The organism is Actinomyces succiniciruminis, assembly GCF_900002405.1.
Lineage (GTDB): Bacteria > Actinomycetota > Actinomycetes > Actinomycetales > Actinomycetaceae > Actinomyces > Actinomyces succiniciruminis.
Genome location: NZ_LK995471.1, coordinates 56,360 through 73,022 on the forward strand (window position 1 = coordinate 56,360; position 16,663 = coordinate 73,022).

A 16,663-nucleotide genomic window follows, 5' to 3' on the forward strand; every position below is an offset into this window, starting at 1 on the left:
GGCCCGCCGTTTCAGCTGCGTGTCAGCCGCAACGCCTCAGAGCTTGGCGACATCCATGGGGATGCCGGGGCCCATCGTCGTGGCCATGGTGGCCTTAAGGATGTAGCGGCCCTTGGAGGCGGACGGCTTCAGACGCTGTACCTCGTCCAGGGCGGCCTGGAAGTTCTCGGCCAGCTGCTCCTCGGTGAAGGAGGACTTGCCGATCACGAAGTTGAGATTGCCGGCGCGGTCCACCCGGAACTCGATGCGGCCACCCTTGATGTCGGCGACGGCCTTGGCCACGTCCATGGTGACGGTGCCGGTCCGGGGGTTGGGCATGAGGCCGCGGGGACCGAGGACACGGCCGAGGCGGCCGACCTTGCCCATCAGGTCGGGGGTGGCGACGGCGGCATCGAAATCGGTGTAGCCGCCGGCGACCTTCGCGATGAGCTCGTCGCCGCCGACCTCGTCGGCGCCGGCGGCTAGGGCCTGCTCGGCCCGCTCGCCCTGCGCGAAGACGACCACGCGGGCGGTCTTGCCGGTACCGTGCGGCAGGGACACGGTGCCACGCACCATCTGGTCGGCCTTGCGGGGGTCAACGCCCAGCCGGAGGACGACATCCACGGTGGAGTCGAACTTCGTGACGGACGTTTCCTTGGCCAGCTTCACGGCCTCCGCCGGCGTGTAGAGGATCCCGGACTGGATCTTCTCCGCGGCGGCGCGGTAAGCCTTACTGCGCTTAGTCATCTGCTTCTCCTTAGCAGTCGTGGTGAACGGGCCGCGCAGGCCCTTCCACGCTTATTGGTTATTTGGGGGGGTGGCCTGGAATCAGGCCTCGACGCTGATGCCCATGGAGCGGGCGGTGCCGGCGATGATCTTTGCGGCGGAGTCGACGTCGTTGGCGTTCAGGTCACGCATCTTGGTCTCGGCGATCTCGCGCACCTGGGCCTGGGTCAGTGAGCCGACCTTGTCCGTGTGCGGGGTGGCGGAGCCCTTGGAAACGCCTGCGGCCTTCTTGATCAGTTCCGCGGCCGGCGGGGTCTTGGTCACGAAGGTGAAGGAGCGGTCCTCGTAAACCGTGATCTCCACCGGGACGACGTTGCCGCGCTGCGACTCGGTGGCAGCGTTGTAGGCCTTGCAGAACTCCATGATGTTCACGCCGTGCTGACCGAGCGCGGGGCCGATCGGCGGGGCGGGGTTGGCCTGGCCGGCCTGGATCTGGAGCTTGATCAGCCCGGCGACCTTCTTCTTAGGAGCCATGGGTAATTCGATCTTTCTTGTCCGGAATGCTGCACACCTGCCGTGCAGCGGGTTCATGCGTTGGTACGTGGGCACGTACCTGGCACGCGAGCGCCCATCTTAGACCCGCGTGCACGCCCGTGACCCCGCCGGTGGGCGGTCTCACAGGCGCTGCGCCTTCGCCCGCGGGTCCCGAAGGCCCCGGGCGGGGGCGGTCAGATCTTGGCGACCTGGTTGAAGGCCAGCTCGGCCGGGGTGTCGCGGCCGAACAGGGAGATGAGCACCTGCAGCTTCTGAGTCTCGGGGTGGATCTCCGAGATCGTGGCGGGCAGCGACTCGAACGGGCCATCGGTGACGATGACGGACTCCCCCACGGAGAAGGCCACCTCGTAGACCTGACCGTCGGCGGCAACCTGGGTGCCGGCGCCCTCCTCGGGGGCGGCGGTGGCCGCAGCGGCCCGCTTGGAAGCGACCTCCTCGGGCGTGGGGCCGAGCTGGGAGACGGCCTCCTCGAAGGTCAAGGGCACCGGGTCATAGCGGTCGCCGACGAAGCCGGTGACGGCGGGGGTGTCCTTGATGGTGCGCCACACCTGCTCGGAGGTCTCCGGGTCATCCAGGTCCATGCGCACGAACACGTAGCCGGGGATGCGGACCCGCGAGACCTCCTTCTTCTTGTTGCCGTTCTTGATCTCGATGACCGTCTCCATGGGGGCGACGGCGTCGAAGACGTAGTCCTCCAGCTCGAAGTTCTCCGCGCGCGCCATGATGTCCGCGGCGACGCGGCGCTCATAGCCGGAGTAGGTGTGCAGCACGTACCACTCGCCGGGCAGCGAGGACAGCTGCTTGCGGAACTCCTCAACCGGGTCGACGTCGGCCGGCTGCTGTGGCTCGACGGTCGGCTCGGCGGCGGGGGCGGCCTCGTCGACGACGGTGGGCTCCTCGGGGATGTTCTCCTCGGACACGGTGTTTCTCTTTCCTCGGACTGGATCTGACGGCGACGGCGACTGGTGGAAGCGGGGACGGATCGGGACGGTCAGGCGAAGGCCCACATGACGAGCCGGTCGAAGATCGCGTCGAGCACCCCGGTGAACAGCATGATCGCCAGGATGAACACGACCACCACTGCGAAGTAGGTCCACAGCTCGTTCCGGGTGGGCCAGACCACCTTGCGGAGCTCGTCGATCACCTGCCGGAAGTACAGGGCGATGCGGGAGATCGGGCCGCGCCTCTTCTCTTGCGTGCCCTTGGCGACGCGCGTATCGCTCATGTTCTCTCGTGATCCTCGGGTCGACGGTTCGGTCACGCCCTGGCGGGCGAGAAGACGGAACCGACGGGATCTCCCGACAGATCCGCCGTTCTCAGCAGGGCAGGCGGGACTCGAACCCACAACCGCCGGTTTTGGAGACCGGTGCGCTACCAATTGCGCCACTGCCCTTCAGCGGCAACCCATCTTGCCACACGGACCGCCGATTGCGGAACTTCAGCCGCGTGGGCTGCGCCACGTCCGCGGCTCCGCGCCCGGCCTTGCGGGCGTGAGAGCCTTGCCACCTCGCGCCGCATAGCGGGACAGCGGCACCGCCCTACCGCGGTGTCATGAGAATATCGGCGCGTGAGCACTGCACCTAGAAGCCGAGTCTCAGCCCGTCTGGCCGCCATCGCCCCTTCGGCGACCCTCGCCGTCGACGCCAAGGCCAAGGCCCTGCGCGCAGCCGGCCGGCCGGTCATCGGGTTCGGCGCGGGCGAACCGGACTTCGCCACCCCGGACTACATCGTCGATGCCGCCGTCGCCGCGGCCCAGGACCCGGTCAACCACAAGTACTCCCCCACCAAGGGGCTGCCGGAACTGCGGGAGGTCATCTCCGCCAAGACACTGCGCGACTCCGGCTACCTGGTCTCCCCCGAGGACATCCTGGTCACCAACGGCGGCAAGCAGGCCGTATTCCAGGCCTTCGCCGCACTGCTCGACCCGGGCGACGAGGTACTCATGCCCACCCCGATCTGGACCACCTACCCGGAGGTCGTCGCCCTGGCCGGAGGCAGCACCGTGGAGGTGTTCGCCGGAGCGGACCAGGAGTACAAGGTGACGGTGGAGCAGCTGGAGGCCGCCCGCACCGAGCACACCAAGGTGCTGCTGTTGTGCTCGCCGTCGAACCCGACCGGGGCCGTCTACACACCCGCCGAGTTGACGCACATCGGCCAGTGGGCGCTCGAGCACGGCATCTGGGTGGTCACCGATGAGATTTATGAGCACCTGCTGTACGACGACGCCCAGCCGGCCCACATTGTGGCGCTTGTGCCCGAACTGGCCGACCAGACGGTGGTGCTCAACGGCGTCGCCAAGACCTATGCGATGACCGGCTGGCGCGTGGGCTGGATGATGGGCCCGTCGGACGCGATTCGGGCCGCCACCAACTTCCAGTCGCACCTGTCCAGCAACGTCGCTAACGTCTCCCAGCGGGCGGCCATTGCGGCCGTGGGCGGGGACCTGTCGGCGGTCGCCCACATGCGTACCGCCTTCGACCGGCGGCGTCAGCTGATTGTGTCCATGCTCTCCGAGATCGGCGGCGTGCAGGTCCCCACACCCAAGGGCGCCTTCTACGCCTACCCGAGCGTGGAGGGGCTCATCGGGCGGTCGCTGCGCGGGCATGTGATCGACTCCTCGGCCACGCTGGCCGACCTGCTGCTGGAGTATGCCGAGGTGGCCGTGGTGCCCGGGGAGGCCTTCGGTCCGTCCGGCTTCCTGCGCATGTCCTACGCCATGAGCGACGACGCCATCACCGAGGGCGTCACCCGCATGCAGCAGCTGCTGGCCGAGGTCAACTGAGTGCGACACAAACGGCTACTGGCTGCGGCGATCGGCGCGCTGGCGCTCGTCGTCGTAGCCGTGGCGTACATGTTCTGGTGGCCTCTCCCACAGGGCACCCCGGAGCTCGCGCCCGAGGTCGAGGCGCTGCGTAGCCAGGCCACGAGCTATGTCGAGAACCAGCCCGGCAGAGGCGATGACTGGTCTCTAGTTCTCGGAACCGCGAACGCCGATGCCGTGTGGGTCCACTTCACCAGGGGCGGTGAAGCAGTTCCAGATTCACGGATAGATGTCGGTTCATCGGCCGAGGTACTCGGTTGCAGCATCACCGTCTTGGAGTCACACCCCGAAAGGCCGCTAGGCCGGGGCGCAGGCTCCGCGTCCAGTTGGGCACTCATCGCCGTCCAGTGCCCTGAGGGCGCCACGCCCACCAGCGCCGACACAACGTCGCCGTAGCCGTATCGGAGAGTCGGGGCCTAAGAGCTTATGCGTCCCTACAGACGGGGCCGCGCTCGGGGCGGGCGCCCCTACCTGGCAAGCAAGTCGTCAGCCAGACTCGGCCCATGAAAACGAGCATCCGTCGCCCGCACACCGCCGCCAAAGAAGCTGCGCGATCGGGCTCGCCCCGCAGCAAGTGTTCCGAGCGTGGTGCAACAACACTCGAGTACGCCGGGGTAATCCTGCTCGCTTGCCTACTCGTCGGCGCCGTGATAACCGGAATCTCCTCAACGAGCATCGGCACCCGCATTGCGTGCGCGATCGATTCAATCATTACCGGATCATCGTCTTGCGCCCCGGTAACTCCGGTCACGGTAGGACACAGCCCTTCCGACGGCAATGCGGCGGCGAATCCCGCGGCCGCCAACGCTTCAGGCAGTTCCAACACGAGCACATCGGGGACGTCCGACACGCCGGACCGCCCTGCAGTCGATCAAAACAAGGTCAACAACGCACTAAAAGACGTTCAAGCAGGCATTGACGGCGGCTGGAACGGGGTTGGCACCGGCGACCTGAAGAAGATCGAAAAGGCCCTATCCGGACTCAATGGGGCCGAGGTGGATGCGGTCATAGCCGGCTTGAGCGACGAAGAACTGCAAAAATGGGTTAAAGAGATGGAGGAGGACGGGTGGTTCTTCGGCGCCCGCGGCTGGAGCGCGCAGCGCCGCCAAGAGATGTGGAAAGAGGTCCTCGAGGATGCCTCCTACGACACCGTTCGTCGCCTCGCCGAGTTCTCGCACGACATCCAACCAAAGTTCGACGACATCGAGCATAGCGGAGAGTACGAGGGCGGCCCCCAATACGAAGAAGCCCCCGCCGACAGCAAACCCGTGATCGATGGAGTCTCACCGGAAGACATCTCGCAAGGAATCGTCGGCGACTGCTGGTACATCGCCTCTTTGCAAGCAGTTGCCCAGGCAGACCCCTCAGTCATTGAGGATGCCATCACCGACAATGGCAACGGAACCTACACCGTGCGCCTTTACAAGGACGGTAAGCCCGTATATATCACTGTTACAACCGATCAAGTCGTCGGCCAAGCCGAAGGTCACGAGGGAGAACGCCCATTCGCCCGCGCAACAGACCCCAATGAGATGTGGCCACCCATAATGGAGAAGGCACTAGCCGCATACGAGGGCTCCTACGGCGCAATTGAAAGCAACCACGGTTATAGAGGAATGGAGATTTTGACAGGCAAGAAGTCTACCAAGAAAACCGACATTTCGGCCCAAGAACTCAAAGACGCCCTGGATGATGGTCAGGCTGTAACCGCGGGCTCCAAGGCAAAACCGCTTCGTTTTAGGTATGTTCCATGGGTTGACGACAACCCAGATGACTACCCCGACAGGCTATATAATACAAACGCAACCGATTCGAACGGAGACCCCCTCCCCGAACCCCTGGTTTACAACCATGAGTATTACGTACAATCGGTTGATCTGGGAGACCCTAACGACCCATCCGACGACACAGTTATCGTAGCAAATCCTTGGGGAGGCACCCATGAACCGATGACACTGCCATTCGAAGACTTCAAGGACGGCTATAGCGAGTTTTCTTTTAACCCAGTACACTGACACATACATCCACTCGGAAGGACGCTTAATGGCGACACGACGATTGAAGTGGGCCATTGTAATACTGGCTACACTTGCGCTGACAGTCGGAGCAGGTGCATACATCGTGTTCTGGTGGCCGCTACCGCAGGGAACCCCGGAGCTGTCCCCGGAAATCGAGGCGCTGCGTAGCCAAGCGCTGAGCTACACGGAGGCACGCCCCCGGCAGATTGATGACGCATCGTTGGTACTCACCGCGGCAAACTCAGAGTACGTCTGGGTAAATTTTGCACGCGGAAGCGAACATGTACCCAGTACTAAGATCCCGGTCGGATCGTCCACAGAGATACTCGGCTGCACCATCACCGTCTTGGAGTCACACCCCGAAAGGCCGCGAGGCCGGGGCGCAGGGTCCGCGTCCAGTTGGGCGCTCATCGCCGTCCAGTGCCCCGAGAGCGCTACCCCCACCGCCACCGACCCCACCGCCCAGGACGAGCCGACCGGCGCCCCAACGCCCTGACACACCCGCAGAGAGCTTGCCTCGGCGCCGCACCACCCCGGGTCGGTTGCCGTCCTTCAGACACTGAGCGTAGGTAAGGTTGGTAACGTGACCGCAACGAGCCGTTTTCGCGCCAGCCGATACCTCGCAGTCGTAATCGCGGTTCTCCTGATAGCGAGTGTCGCCTTGTACGCGAACGCCCACTGGCGCCCATTGCCGCAAGGGATGCCCAAACTTTCGCCCGAGGTTGAGGCGCTGCGAGACCAGGCTAGGAGCTACGTTATGCAGCAGCCGGGACGCCACGGCACGGGAGATGCCGTGGAATGGGTGCTCGTCGTCACTTTTGTCAGCGAGAAGAATGTCGGCGTCAATTTCTCTCGCTCCGAGTCGGGCGACCTTGCGGACTCATACGAGAACGAGCCATATACGCTGATTCCAGTCGGCTCCTCTGCCGAGGTGCTCGGCTGCACCATCACCGTCCTGGAATCGCATCCCAAACGCCCATCCGGACACGGCGACGGCTCGGCCAACAGTTCGGCGCTTATCGCCGTCCAGTGCTCCGGGGGAGGCGCGCCCACCGCCACCCCCGACCCCACGGCTCAGGATGAGGCTTCCGTGACGGCCACTTCAGCCGAGTCGCCCTCGGGCTCAGACGTCACCGCCACGCCCTGACTCGCCGACTCCTAGCTCAGGCATGCAGGCCGCGCAGCACGGAGTAGAACTCCGCCTTACCCTCCAGCCCAATGCCCGGCAGTTCGCCCGGAGCCACACGGGAGTCCACCACCCGGGCGTCGTCGGTGAACCCGCCGGTGGGCTGGAACTCGCCCGGGTAGGACTCGTTACCGCCCAGGTGCAGTCCGGCGGCGATGTGGAGTGAGAACTGGTGCCCGCCGTGCGGGATGCAGCGGCGCGAGGACCAGCCGTGGCGGTCGAGCACGTCCAGGATTCGGCGGTACTCGGTCAACCCGTAGGACAACGCCGGGTCTACCTGGATGTAGTCGCGGTCCGGACGCATGCCGCCGTAACGCAGCAGGTTGCGGGCGTCCTGCATGGAGAACAGGTTCTCGCCCGTGGCGATGGGGAGCCGGTAGTTCTCGGCGACGACGGCGTTCAGGGCGTAGTCGAGCGGGTCACCGATCTCCTCGTACCAGAACAGGCCAAAGGGCTCCAGCGCGCGGGCGTACTCCAACGCGGTGTCCAGGTCGAAGCGGCCGTTCACGTCGACCGCCAGACGGGACCCGTCGCCGTCGAGGACGCCGTCGATAACCGCCTCAATGCGGCGCAGGTCCTCATCCAGCGGGGCGCCGCCGATCTTCATCTTGACCACCCGGTATCCGGCGTCCAGGAAGCGACGCATCTCGTCCTGCAAGTCGGTCAGGGTCTTGCCGGGCGCGTAGTAGCCGCCGGCGGCGTAGACGAAGACATCGGCGTCGGGCTTGCCGTCGCCATAGTGCTCGGAGATCCAGCGGTACAGGGGCACACCGGCGAGCTTCGCCGCCAGGTCGTGCAACGCCATGTCGGCCACGCCCACGGCGACGGAGCGCTCCCCGTGGCCGCCGGGCTTCTCATTGCGCAGCATGACCCGCCAGGCCCGTTCGGGGGCGAGCGCGCCGTCGTCGTCGAGCAGCTCGGCCTCGGGGGCGTCCAGCAGGCGGGGCAGCAGCCGCTGCTCGAGGATCGCGGAGGCGTTGTAGCGGCCGTTGGAGTTGAAGCCGTAGCCGACCACCGGCTTGCCGTCGATGATCACGTCGCTGACCAGGGCAAGGATCGAGCAGTCCATCGAGCTGAAGTCGATGTAGGCGTTGCGGATAGGGGAGCTGATCGGGATGGTGCCGACGTGAGCGGAGACGATCTTCATTGAGCTTCCTTTGCATGACGCGGACTCGCGCACCATCGTAGCCGCGGCCGCTCAGGCCTCCACCCCGGCATCCTCCGGGACGGAGGTGAACTCGTCGCCGGGACGGCGCAGGTACGGATCCTGCTCCAGGTAGGCCTTGGTCTCACGGGCGATCAGACCGGACAGCAGCACCAGACCGATCAGGTTCGGGATGGCCATGAGTCCGTTGGCGATGTCCGCGAAAGTCCACACGTCGTCCAGGCTGGTGACGGTGCCCAGGAAGATCAGGACGGTGAAGAACAGGCGGAAGGGCAGCACCCCGTGAACGCCCACGAGCCGCACGATGCAGCGCTCCCCGTAGTAGGCCCAGCCCAGGATCGTGGAGCAGCCCAGGAAGATGAGCGCCACCGAGACGATGTAGTGGCCCCACTGTCCGGGCAGGCCGGTGGTGAAGGCGGTGGCGGTCATGGTGGCCGGGTCGTCACCCGTCCAGGCGCCGGTGGACAGCACCACCAGACCGGTGCAGGTGACCACCACGAAGGTGTCGATGAAGGTCTGGGTCATGGAGACCAATCCCTGCCGGACGGGGTGGTTGGTCTTCGCCGCGGCGGCGGCGATCGCGGCGGAGCCCATGCCGGACTCGTTGGAGAAGATGCCGCGGGCCATCCCGAACTTGATTGCCATGAGCATGGTGGAGCCGGCGAAGCCGCCCACGGCGCCGTGCCCGGTGAAGGCATCCGCGAGCACCAGCGCCAGGGCGGCGGGAATCGCCGTGATGTTGACGGCAAGGATGTACAGGCAGCCGCCCACGTAGAAGACGATCATCATCGGCACGAAGGCGGCCGTGACGCGCCCAATGGATTCGATCCCGCCCAGCAGCACGCCACCGATCGCCACCGCCATGACGATGCCGACCAGCGCCGGATCCGCCCCGAAGGAGTGCTCCAGCTGTGCGGCGACCGAGTTGGACTGGGTCATGGAGCCGATGCCGAAGCAGGCCAGCAGTGTGGAGATGGCGAAGAACACCGACAGCACGGTGCCCACACGCCCCTTGATCGCATGCTGCAGGTAGTACTGGGGGCCGCCGGATTTCTGCCCGTTGGCGTCGGTGGTGCGGAAACGGACGGCGAGGAAGGCCTCGGAGTATTTCGAGGCCATGCCGAAGAACGCGGTCACCCACATCCAGAACAGAGCGCCGGGACCGCCCAGGTGGATGGCGGTGGCCACACCGATGATGTTGCCCACCCCCACGGTGGCCGCCAGCGCCGTCGTCAGCGCCTGGTAGTGGGAGATGTCGCCCTCGGCGGTGTCCGCCTCACCGTCGCTGCGGTCCACGAAGGCGAAGCGCAGCGCCGGGAAGAGCTTGCGCAGCTGGACGGCGCGCAGCCGGACGGTCAGCCAGATGCCGGTGCCCAGCAGCAGCGGGATCAGGAGCCAGGGGCCCCACAGGAAATCGTCGGCGGCGGTCAGGGCCTCACTGAAGCCGGCCGGTCGGACCGCGGTCGACGCCGTACCAAGGCCGGCGAGTGCGGAGATTGTGGGAATAGCGGAGGACGTGGGGAACACGGTTTCTGCCTTTCAGCCGGCGGGCACCGGCGCGGCCGCAGGTTACGCACTCGGGCGGTTTCGAGTGTGTAACCGTCCAAAACGTGGCTGCGCTCCCCTACCGGTCTCGAGGACCGACGACGACGCGCGGCCCGGCTCCCACCCACGGCGTCGGGCTCCGGCCGCCTCACTCAGTGGGCGCCGCGGCGCGCCTGTAGCTCACGTGCCTGCGCGAGCCAGGACTCGGCGCGGGCCAGGCGCCCCTCGGCGTCGGCGCGCCACGGTCCGCCGTCCTCCCGGCGCGCCCCGGCCACCAGCGACAGCACTACGCCGGCACAGCGGGCGCGCAGCGCCACCGGGTCCACCTGCTGCTCGGCCAGGGCCGTCCACGTCTCCAGCACGGGACGCAGGTGCGGATAGGAGGCGGGCGCCAGGTGGTCCAGCACGCTGACGTGTCCGAGCAGGCAGGCCAGGTCGTCCACGCGCCGCCCGGGTCCGAGGGAGTCGACGTCGAGCAGGCTGGCGACTCGCTCCCCCTCCATGAGCACGTTCGCCTCATAGAAGTCACCGTGTACGGGCACCACCGGTCCCGGGTCGGAGGCGGCCATCAACTGCTCGACACCCTCGGCGACGGCGCGGGCGCGGGCCAGGTGCTCGGGCAGGACGGTGGCGGCGGCGTGCGCGTAGTGGCGGGCGCGATCGGACCAGGCGGGATGGGCCGCCAGCTGCAGGGCGGCGGCGGGCAGGGAGTCCAGCAGACCGGTCAACCCCTGGAACACGCGGGCCGCCTGGGCCTCGTCCATGCCTCGCGACAGCAGCCCCGACAGGGGCACGCCCCGGCCGGTGGACAGCAGCACCAGGCCGTCCGCATCGTCGCGCAGCACGTCCGGCGCGGGGACACCGGCGGCGCGCAGCATGCGGTGCCGCTCGGCGAAGGCGGACGCCTGGCTGGGACGCAGCACCTTGGCGTAAGCGGTGGAGGAGTCGGGGTAGGTCACCCGCACGACGGCGCGGCGGGTGGGCCGGTAAGCGACCATGGTGGCCTTCACGGGGGCACCCAGCCGCTGGGAGAGCAGGGAGGGGGTGCAGGCGACCGCGAGCGCGGGCAGTTCCGGGTCGGCCGGGTGCCGCCACACGTGCACGATCGGCCCGTCCCCGCCGGTGGGGGCCACACGGGTCAGGCCGATGGCCTGCGGGTTGGACAGGCGCGCCGTGGTAGCGCACAGGTACTCGGTGGCGCGGCTGCCGTCCGGGCGGGCGACGACGGCGGTGTAGCCGACGGAGACGCCGGCTCCGGGCCGGTGGTGCACCGAGTGGACCTCCCAGCTCATCAGCTGCTGCCCCGCGGGGGCGAGCGCCGCGGCCAGCACGGAGGCGGCGCGCGCGCCGGTGAGCAGGGCGACCTCCTCGGGCTCGTGTCCGGCCATTACTGCGCTCATGAGCACAGTCTGCCTCACGGTGCCGCCGACTGCTGCGCCTGTGAGGCAGCGGTTGGCCGATGGGAGCGCCGGGAGTGGCACAATCCCGCCATGCGCGACCTCGCCGCCCTGCCCAAGGCGCACCTGCATCTGCACTTCACGGGCTCCATGCGCCTGGAGACGCTCGTAGAGCTGGCCTCCTCCGCCCACGCCCGGCTGCCGTCGTCATTCCTGGAGGGGGATCCGCTGCACGTGCCCGCCGATCACCGCGGCTGGTTCCGCTTCCAGCGGGCCTACGACACGGCCCGCCACCTGGTGGTCACCGAGGAGATCATGCGCCGCATCGTGCTGGAGGCGGCGCTCGACGACGCCGCCGAGGGGTCGCGGCGCCTGGAGATCCAGGTGGACCCGACCTCCTACGCCCCCTTCGTCGGCGGCATCACTCCCGCCCTGGAGATCATTCTCGACGCCGCCAAGCAGGCCACCATCCTGTCCGGCGTCGAGGTGGCCGTGATCGTGGCCGCCTCCCGCATGCGCCACCCGCTGGAGGCGCGCGCACTGGCACGCCTGGCCGCGCACTATGCGGGGGATGAACCGGGCACCGTCGTCGGCTTCGGACTGTCCAACGATGAGCGCGCGGGTGAGACCGCTTCCTGGGGGCGGGCCTTCGCGATCGCCCGCCGCGCCGGCCTGGCCTCGCTACCCCACGGCGGGGAGCTGCTGGGTCCCGAGCACGTGCGCGACGTCGTCTCCGCGCTGGGGCCGACCCGGCTGGGGCACGGCATCCGCACCAGCGAGGACCCGGCCCTGCTGGACGCCGTGGCGGCGGCGGGCATCAGCCTGGAGGTGTGCCCGGCGTCGAATGTGTGCCTGGGCGTGTATCGGGAGCCGGGCGACGTGCCGCTTACGGCGCTCCTGGAGCACGGCGCCCAGGTGGCGTTGGGCGCGGACGACCCGCTGTTGTTCCAGTCCCGGCTGGTGGACCAGTACCAGATCGCCCGGGACCAGGGGCTCGACGACGCCGCCCTGGCGGAGTTGGCGCGCGGTTCCATCCGGGCCTCGCTGGCGTCGCCGTCGTCCAAGCGGGAGTGGCTGGCGCAGGTGGACGCCTGGTTGGCGGCTGACGACTGAGCCCCGGACCGCCTGCCCGCGTCGGCGGGCCGGGCAGCGCGCGGACGGTCGGGGACCGGGAGCCGCCCGGGTCTAGAAGCCTACGTGCACCGGCTCGGGCACGAGCGTGACGCCGAAGCGCTCACGCACCCCGGTGACGACGGCGTCGCGCAGCCCGGCCAGGTCGGCGGCGCGGGCACGACCCCGGTTGGTCAGAGCCAGCACGTGCTTGGTGGACAGGCTGGCGGCCGGCTCGGCTCCGGCCGCCGGCAGGGCGAAGCCCTTGCCGAAGCCGGCGTGGTCGATCAGCCAGGCGGCGGAGGTCTTCACCAGTCCCTCGACGACGGGCGCCTGCCGGGTGCCCGCCACCGCCTGGGAGTGGTCGGTGACCGGGAAGCGGGGGGCGTCGTCGGGGAGGACGTCGGCCTGGGCGCGGGTGAGGATCGGGTTGGTGAAGAAGGAGCCGGCGGACCAGGTGTCATGGTCCGCGTCGTCCAGGACCATGCCCTTGGAGCGGCGCAGTTCCAGCACGGCCTCGCGCACCGCCCGGGCATCCACGCGGTCGCCCACCTCGACCCCCAAGGTGCGCGCCAGTTGGGCGTAGGCGATGGGGGCGGACAGGGAGGCGGTGCGCACGGAGAAGGTTACCGACAGCACCACCCAGCGCCCGGTGGGCCCCCAGGTGCGGCCGCCGCCGATGGTGGCGTCGGTCAGGGAGCGCTTGAGGTCGGAGTCGCGGTAGCTCAGGCGCAGGCGGGCCAGCGGCAGGTGGACGGGGCCGCCGGCGGCCCGATCCCAGGCGCGCACGGATGCGAGCAACTCGGCGACCTCCGCGCCGTAGGCGCCGATGTTCTGCACCGGGGCGGCGCCGACGGTCCCGGGGATCCCGGACAGGGGCGCGAACCCTCCCCACTGGTTGGCGATGGCCTCGCGCACCAGGTCGTCCCAGGTGGTGCCGGCGGTGGCGGTGAACTCCACGCCGCCGCAGCGGTCATCCGCGGACAGGCTGACCTCCTGGCGGGCGTCGCGCACGACCACGCCGGCGAATCCCGCGTCGGCGGCCAGGATGTTGGAACCGCCGCCGATCACCAGCAGGGGGGTGCCGGCGGCATCGGCCTGGCGGACCGCGTCGATCAGTTCAGCCTCGGTGCGGGCCTCGACGTAGCTGCCGACCGGGCCGCCCACCCGCAGGGTGGTCAGCTCGGCCAGGCTCGGGGTCGAACCGGCGGCGGATCCCAGTGGGCGGGCGAGGGCGGGGACGGGTGCGGGCCAGTCGGCGGGGTCGGAATGCACGGACATGGGCGTGGTGCACGCCTCGGTGCCGGACAGCGGTTCGGGCGCGCTCAGGCCGAAGCGGTCGGCGTCTGGGGGTAGTGACATGGAGGCTCCGCTCGGGTCGTGTTTGCAGGAGCAGAATAGGCGACCCCTCAGGCTGTCGCCTGCGCACTTGCGCTCAACTCCTCAGTGCTGAGCAGAACCGGCCAGTCGTCGTCCCAGGCGAGCCTGCGCAGGGCCAGCGTGGGGGTGCCGCCGTTGTCGGCGTCGTAGTAGTGGTGGACCAGCCAGTCCCCGGCCACGGCCCCGCCTCCGGGGCCGATCATGTTCCCCTGGCTGCTAAGCAGTACCGTGCCGCCGCCGTCGAGGAGCGACGCACCCGAACGGTCCAGATAGGGGCCGGTGATCGCCTCGGAACGCCCGACCGCGATCTCGTAGGTTGAGTCGGTTCCCTGACAGCAGCTGCCGAAGGAGACGAACAGGTAGTACCACCCGTGGTGCTGGGCGAGGGCGGCCCCCTCCACGTCGTTCAGCGCGGTGCCGCGGTCGGCGAGCCGAATGGGTTCTGCGGTGGGGTCTGCGCGCAGTCCGTCCCGCCCCAGCTCCACGGCGAAGATCCCACCCCAGAAGGAGCCGAAGGCCATCCAGGTGCGCCCGTCGGCGTCGGTTAGGACGGAGGGATCGATCGCGTTGTAGGCCTCGCCGTCGCCGGAGGTAATCACCACGCCCCGGTCCTCCCAGCCGGTCTGAGGATCGGTCGGGTCGAAGGCGGCGTTGGCCATCAGGCCGATTGCCGAGCGGGAGGAGCCGAAGGTAGAAGCCGCGTAGTACAGACGGATCTCGTCATCCACACGGACGACGTCGGGCGCCCAGTAGTTCATCAACCCGGGTACCGCCTCGTGCGTCCAGGAGGGCTCGTCGGCCAGGCGCCACGCACCGGTTCGCTTCCCCCAGGTGGTACCGCCGTCCTCGCTGATGCGCACCAGGATGGCACCACCCGCGATGCTCGCATCCCCGGTGGAGAAGACCGCCAGCGGTGCGCCCTGCTCGTCCAGCAACAGCGCCGGGTCGTGCGCGACCAGGTCACCGGCGAGGGTGGGTACTTCCGCGGCCGGACCGCGGCCGGCATCGTCCGCGTTCGACTTCGCGGCGCAGCCGCCGGCGAGCCCGAGCACTGCCTGTGACGACAACAGGCTTCCTAGAACCAGTAGCGAACGTCGGTTCATGTTTGCTCCCGAAGTTGTGCGGGGAACGGCTGCAGGGGCCCCGCCCCTGGGCAAGCCCCACCGAGCCGGTCGGGCCCGCAGCGGCACGCACCCTCTTTGGTACATCGTTATAGACGATGCTGCACGCACCCGCCCAGCCTGTCAACACCCGGAGTTTCCCGCATGATTCCAGCACGAATTGCGGTATTGACGTGCAGCCGGTCACATGCCATACTTTCTAACGTTGTAAATCGAGCGGGCCGATGATGCCCCACTTCTTCCGAACGGAGTCCTTCAATGATGAAGCACCAGATGCTCAGCCGTCGCTCCTTCAACTCACTCGCCCTGGCAGCGGGCGCTCTGGCTGGAGCCTCCGCCCTGGCGAGCTGCTCCTCCTCCGATTCCTCCGCCTCCGGCACCCCGGAGCTGACCTACATGTTCCGCGGAGGCACGGACGAGAAGGCCGCCTACCAGACGGCCATCGACAACTTCTCCAAGGCCAACAACTGCACCGTCAAGGTCATCACCACCGATGCCGACCAGTACTCCACCAAGCTGCAGGCCGCCATCACCGGCAACCAGGTCCCCGACGTCTTCTACCTGGAGCAGGGCTCGGTCATGTCCTTCGCCTCCAACGGCATCGTCATGGACATCACCGACATGCTCGGCGACGTCGACCTGGACAACATCTGGGCCTACGGCGTGGACTCCTACCGCTACGACGGCACCCAGGTCGGCAAGGGCCAGATCTACGGCCTGCCCAAGGACGTCGGCCCGTTCGCCTTCGGCTACAACAAGACCATGTTCGAGGCGGCCGGGCTCGAGTTGCCCGACAAGGACGTGCCCTACACCTGGGACGAGTTCGTCGACGTGTGCCAGCAGCTCACCCAGGACACCGACGGCGACGGCGAGCTCGACCAGTGGGGCACGGGCCTGAACGTCAACTGGTGCCTGCAGGCCTTCGTGTGGTCCAACGGCGCCGACTGGTGCAACGAGGAGCACACCACCGTCACCGTCGACACCCCGGAGTTCGCCGAGGCACTGCAGTTCTTCGCGGACATGCAGAACGTGTACGGCATCACCCCCTCCATTGCCCAGGCCCAGACCATGGACACCTACCAGCGCTGGATGCGCGGCCAGATCGGCTTCTTCCCCGTCGGCCCCTGGGACGTGTCCACCTACCAGGAGTTGGACTTCGAGTGGGACCTGATTCCGTTCCCCGCCGGCAAGACCGGCAAGCCGTCCACCTACATCGGCTCGCTGGGCATCGCCGTCTCCACGGGCACGAAGTACCCCGAACTCGCCGCCAAACTGGTCGCCTACCTTTCGGCCGACCGCGACTGCCAGAAGCAGCTGGTTGAGGCGGGCATCCAGATTCCCAACCTGATCGACTACGCCAAGGACGAGTACGCCACCGACACCGAGACGGCGCCGGCCAACAAGGAGGAGTTCCTCCAGATCGTCGAGACCGACGGCCACGCCCTGCCCGGCGCGGTCACCTGGAGCCCCGAGTGGTATGACGAGTTCTTCACCAACATCCAGCCGGTGCTGGACGGGGACAAGACCGCCGCCGAGTACTGCGCGGAGGTGCAGCCCGTCATGCAGGCAAAGCTCGACGCCGCCGTCGAGGCCGCCAAGCAGGCTCAGGCCGGCGCCTGATTCCCATTCGCTGAGGCGGGTGGAGACACCCGCCTCAGCG

At 68.0% G+C, this 16,663-nt stretch carries 14 protein-coding genes and 1 tRNA gene; 5 read left to right on the forward strand and 10 right to left on the reverse strand.

Translation table 11 applies throughout. The features are described 5' to 3' along the window. Positions 1-36 precede the first annotated feature (36 nt). The 5 genes from rplA to BN1056_RS02535 all read right to left on the reverse strand — a co-directional run bounded on the left by rplA (position 37) and on the right by BN1056_RS02535 (position 2,653). Positions 37-726 (reverse strand): 50S ribosomal protein L1, encoded by a 690-nt coding sequence (gene rplA / locus BN1056_RS02515; RefSeq protein WP_073327583.1) that lies wholly within the window; start codon positions 724-726, stop codon positions 37-39. Between the two features lie 81 nt (positions 727-807). Further along, complete coding sequence (gene rplK / locus BN1056_RS02520) at positions 808-1,239, reverse strand: 50S ribosomal protein L11 (protein ID WP_073327584.1); 432 nt, start codon at positions 1,237-1,239, stop codon at positions 808-810. Between the two features lie 194 nt (positions 1,240-1,433). Then, positions 1,434-2,180 carry a transcription termination/antitermination protein NusG gene (nusG, locus tag BN1056_RS02525; protein ID WP_210578786.1) on the reverse strand — a complete coding sequence of 249 codons (747 nt, stop codon included), beginning with the start codon at positions 2,178-2,180 and terminating at the stop codon, positions 1,434-1,436. 71 nt (positions 2,181-2,251) lie between these two features. Then, positions 2,252-2,485, reverse strand: coding sequence for a preprotein translocase subunit SecE (secE, locus tag BN1056_RS02530; RefSeq protein ID WP_083565331.1), 234 nt, complete (start codon positions 2,483-2,485; stop codon positions 2,252-2,254). 95 nt (positions 2,486-2,580) lie between these two features. Continuing rightward, positions 2,581-2,653, reverse strand: a tRNA-Trp gene (locus BN1056_RS02535). 174 nt (positions 2,654-2,827) lie between these two features. On the opposite strand from BN1056_RS02535, the gene BN1056_RS02540 reads away from it, so the two are divergent. The 3 genes from BN1056_RS02540 (at position 2,828) to BN1056_RS02550 (ending at position 7,246) form a co-directional block, all read left to right on the forward strand. Beyond that, positions 2,828-4,042, forward strand: a complete 1,215-nt coding sequence (locus tag BN1056_RS02540) for a pyridoxal phosphate-dependent aminotransferase (protein WP_210578789.1) — start codon at positions 2,828-2,830, stop codon at positions 4,040-4,042. A 542-nt stretch (positions 4,043-4,584) separates the two neighbouring features. Beyond that, positions 4,585-6,096: a C2 family cysteine protease gene (locus BN1056_RS02545; RefSeq protein ID WP_210578791.1), complete on the forward strand. Its 1,512-nt coding sequence runs from the start codon at positions 4,585-4,587 to the stop codon at positions 6,094-6,096. Positions 6,097-6,856: 760 nt separating this feature from the next. After that, positions 6,857-7,246, forward strand: a complete 390-nt coding sequence (locus tag BN1056_RS02550) for a hypothetical protein (protein ID WP_210578793.1) — start codon at positions 6,857-6,859, stop codon at positions 7,244-7,246. 16 nt (positions 7,247-7,262) lie between these two features. Here the strand turns inward: BN1056_RS02550 and BN1056_RS02555 are convergent, their stop codons facing one another. The 3 genes from BN1056_RS02555 to BN1056_RS02565 form a co-directional block, all read right to left on the reverse strand. Continuing rightward, complete coding sequence (locus tag BN1056_RS02555) at positions 7,263-8,432, reverse strand: mandelate racemase/muconate lactonizing enzyme family protein (RefSeq protein ID WP_244671463.1); 1,170 nt, start codon at positions 8,430-8,432, stop codon at positions 7,263-7,265. A gap of 51 nt (positions 8,433-8,483) precedes the next feature. Next, complete coding sequence (locus BN1056_RS02560) at positions 8,484-9,947, reverse strand: alanine/glycine:cation symporter family protein (protein ID WP_425306093.1); 1,464 nt, start codon at positions 9,945-9,947, stop codon at positions 8,484-8,486. Between the two features lie 200 nt (positions 9,948-10,147). Beyond that, positions 10,148-11,395 (reverse strand): aminoglycoside phosphotransferase/kinase family protein, encoded by a 1,248-nt coding sequence (locus tag BN1056_RS02565; protein ID WP_210578798.1) that lies wholly within the window; start codon positions 11,393-11,395, stop codon positions 10,148-10,150. 90 nt (positions 11,396-11,485) lie between these two features. Between BN1056_RS02565 and BN1056_RS02570 the strand changes: the two genes are divergently transcribed. Continuing rightward, positions 11,486-12,505: an adenosine deaminase gene (locus BN1056_RS02570; RefSeq protein WP_210578801.1), complete on the forward strand. Its 1,020-nt coding sequence runs from the start codon at positions 11,486-11,488 to the stop codon at positions 12,503-12,505. Between the two features lie 72 nt (positions 12,506-12,577). Here BN1056_RS02570 and BN1056_RS02575 read toward each other — a convergent pair whose 3' ends face one another. Together BN1056_RS02575 and BN1056_RS02580 are read right to left on the reverse strand one after the other, a co-directional pair. Continuing rightward, positions 12,578-13,864, reverse strand: a complete 1,287-nt coding sequence (locus BN1056_RS02575; RefSeq protein ID WP_425306092.1) for a UDP-N-acetylmuramate dehydrogenase — start codon at positions 13,862-13,864, stop codon at positions 12,578-12,580. Positions 13,865-13,911: 47 nt separating this feature from the next. Beyond that, the gene (locus BN1056_RS02580) at positions 13,912-14,985 is read right to left on the reverse strand and encodes an arabinan endo-1,5-alpha-L-arabinosidase (RefSeq protein WP_210578803.1); all 1,074 of its coding nucleotides are present in this window, start codon (positions 14,983-14,985) and stop codon (positions 13,912-13,914) included. A gap of 276 nt (positions 14,986-15,261) precedes the next feature. Here BN1056_RS02580 and BN1056_RS02585 point away from each other — a divergent pair, with 276 nt between their 5' ends. Beyond that, on the forward strand, positions 15,262-16,623 hold the full coding sequence (locus BN1056_RS02585) for an ABC transporter substrate-binding protein (RefSeq protein WP_210578805.1): 1,362 nt from the start codon (positions 15,262-15,264) through the stop codon (positions 16,621-16,623). Positions 16,624-16,663 lie beyond the last annotated feature (40 nt).

Bases quoted from the DNA above. Each gene is read 5' to 3' on its own strand.
- rplA (WP_073327583.1), bottom strand. From the start codon at position 726: ATGACTAAGCGCAGTAAGGCTTACCGCGCCGCCGCGGAGAAGATCCAG.
- rplK (WP_073327584.1), bottom strand. From the start codon at position 1,239: ATGGCTCCTAAGAAGAAGGTCGCCGGGCTGATCAAGCTCCAGATCCAG.
- secE (WP_083565331.1), bottom strand. From the start codon at position 2,485: ATGAGCGATACGCGCGTCGCCAAGGGCACGCAAGAGAAGAGGCGCGGC.
- BN1056_RS02545 (WP_210578791.1), top strand. From the start codon at position 4,585: ATGAAAACGAGCATCCGTCGCCCGCACACCGCCGCCAAAGAAGCTGCG.
- BN1056_RS02550 (WP_210578793.1), top strand. From the start codon at position 6,857: ATGCAGCAGCCGGGACGCCACGGCACGGGAGATGCCGTGGAATGGGTG.
- BN1056_RS02555 (WP_244671463.1), bottom strand. From the start codon at position 8,432: ATGAAGATCGTCTCCGCTCACGTCGGCACCATCCCGATCAGCTCCCCT.
- BN1056_RS02565 (WP_210578798.1), bottom strand. From the start codon at position 11,395: ATGAGCGCAGTAATGGCCGGACACGAGCCCGAGGAGGTCGCCCTGCTC.
- BN1056_RS02570 (WP_210578801.1), top strand. From the start codon at position 11,486: ATGCGCGACCTCGCCGCCCTGCCCAAGGCGCACCTGCATCTGCACTTC.
- BN1056_RS02575 (WP_425306092.1), bottom strand. From the start codon at position 13,864: ATGTCACTACCCCCAGACGCCGACCGCTTCGGCCTGAGCGCGCCCGAA.
- BN1056_RS02580 (WP_210578803.1), bottom strand. From the start codon at position 14,985: ATGAACCGACGTTCGCTACTGGTTCTAGGAAGCCTGTTGTCGTCACAG.
- BN1056_RS02585 (WP_210578805.1), top strand. From the start codon at position 15,262: ATGATGAAGCACCAGATGCTCAGCCGTCGCTCCTTCAACTCACTCGCC.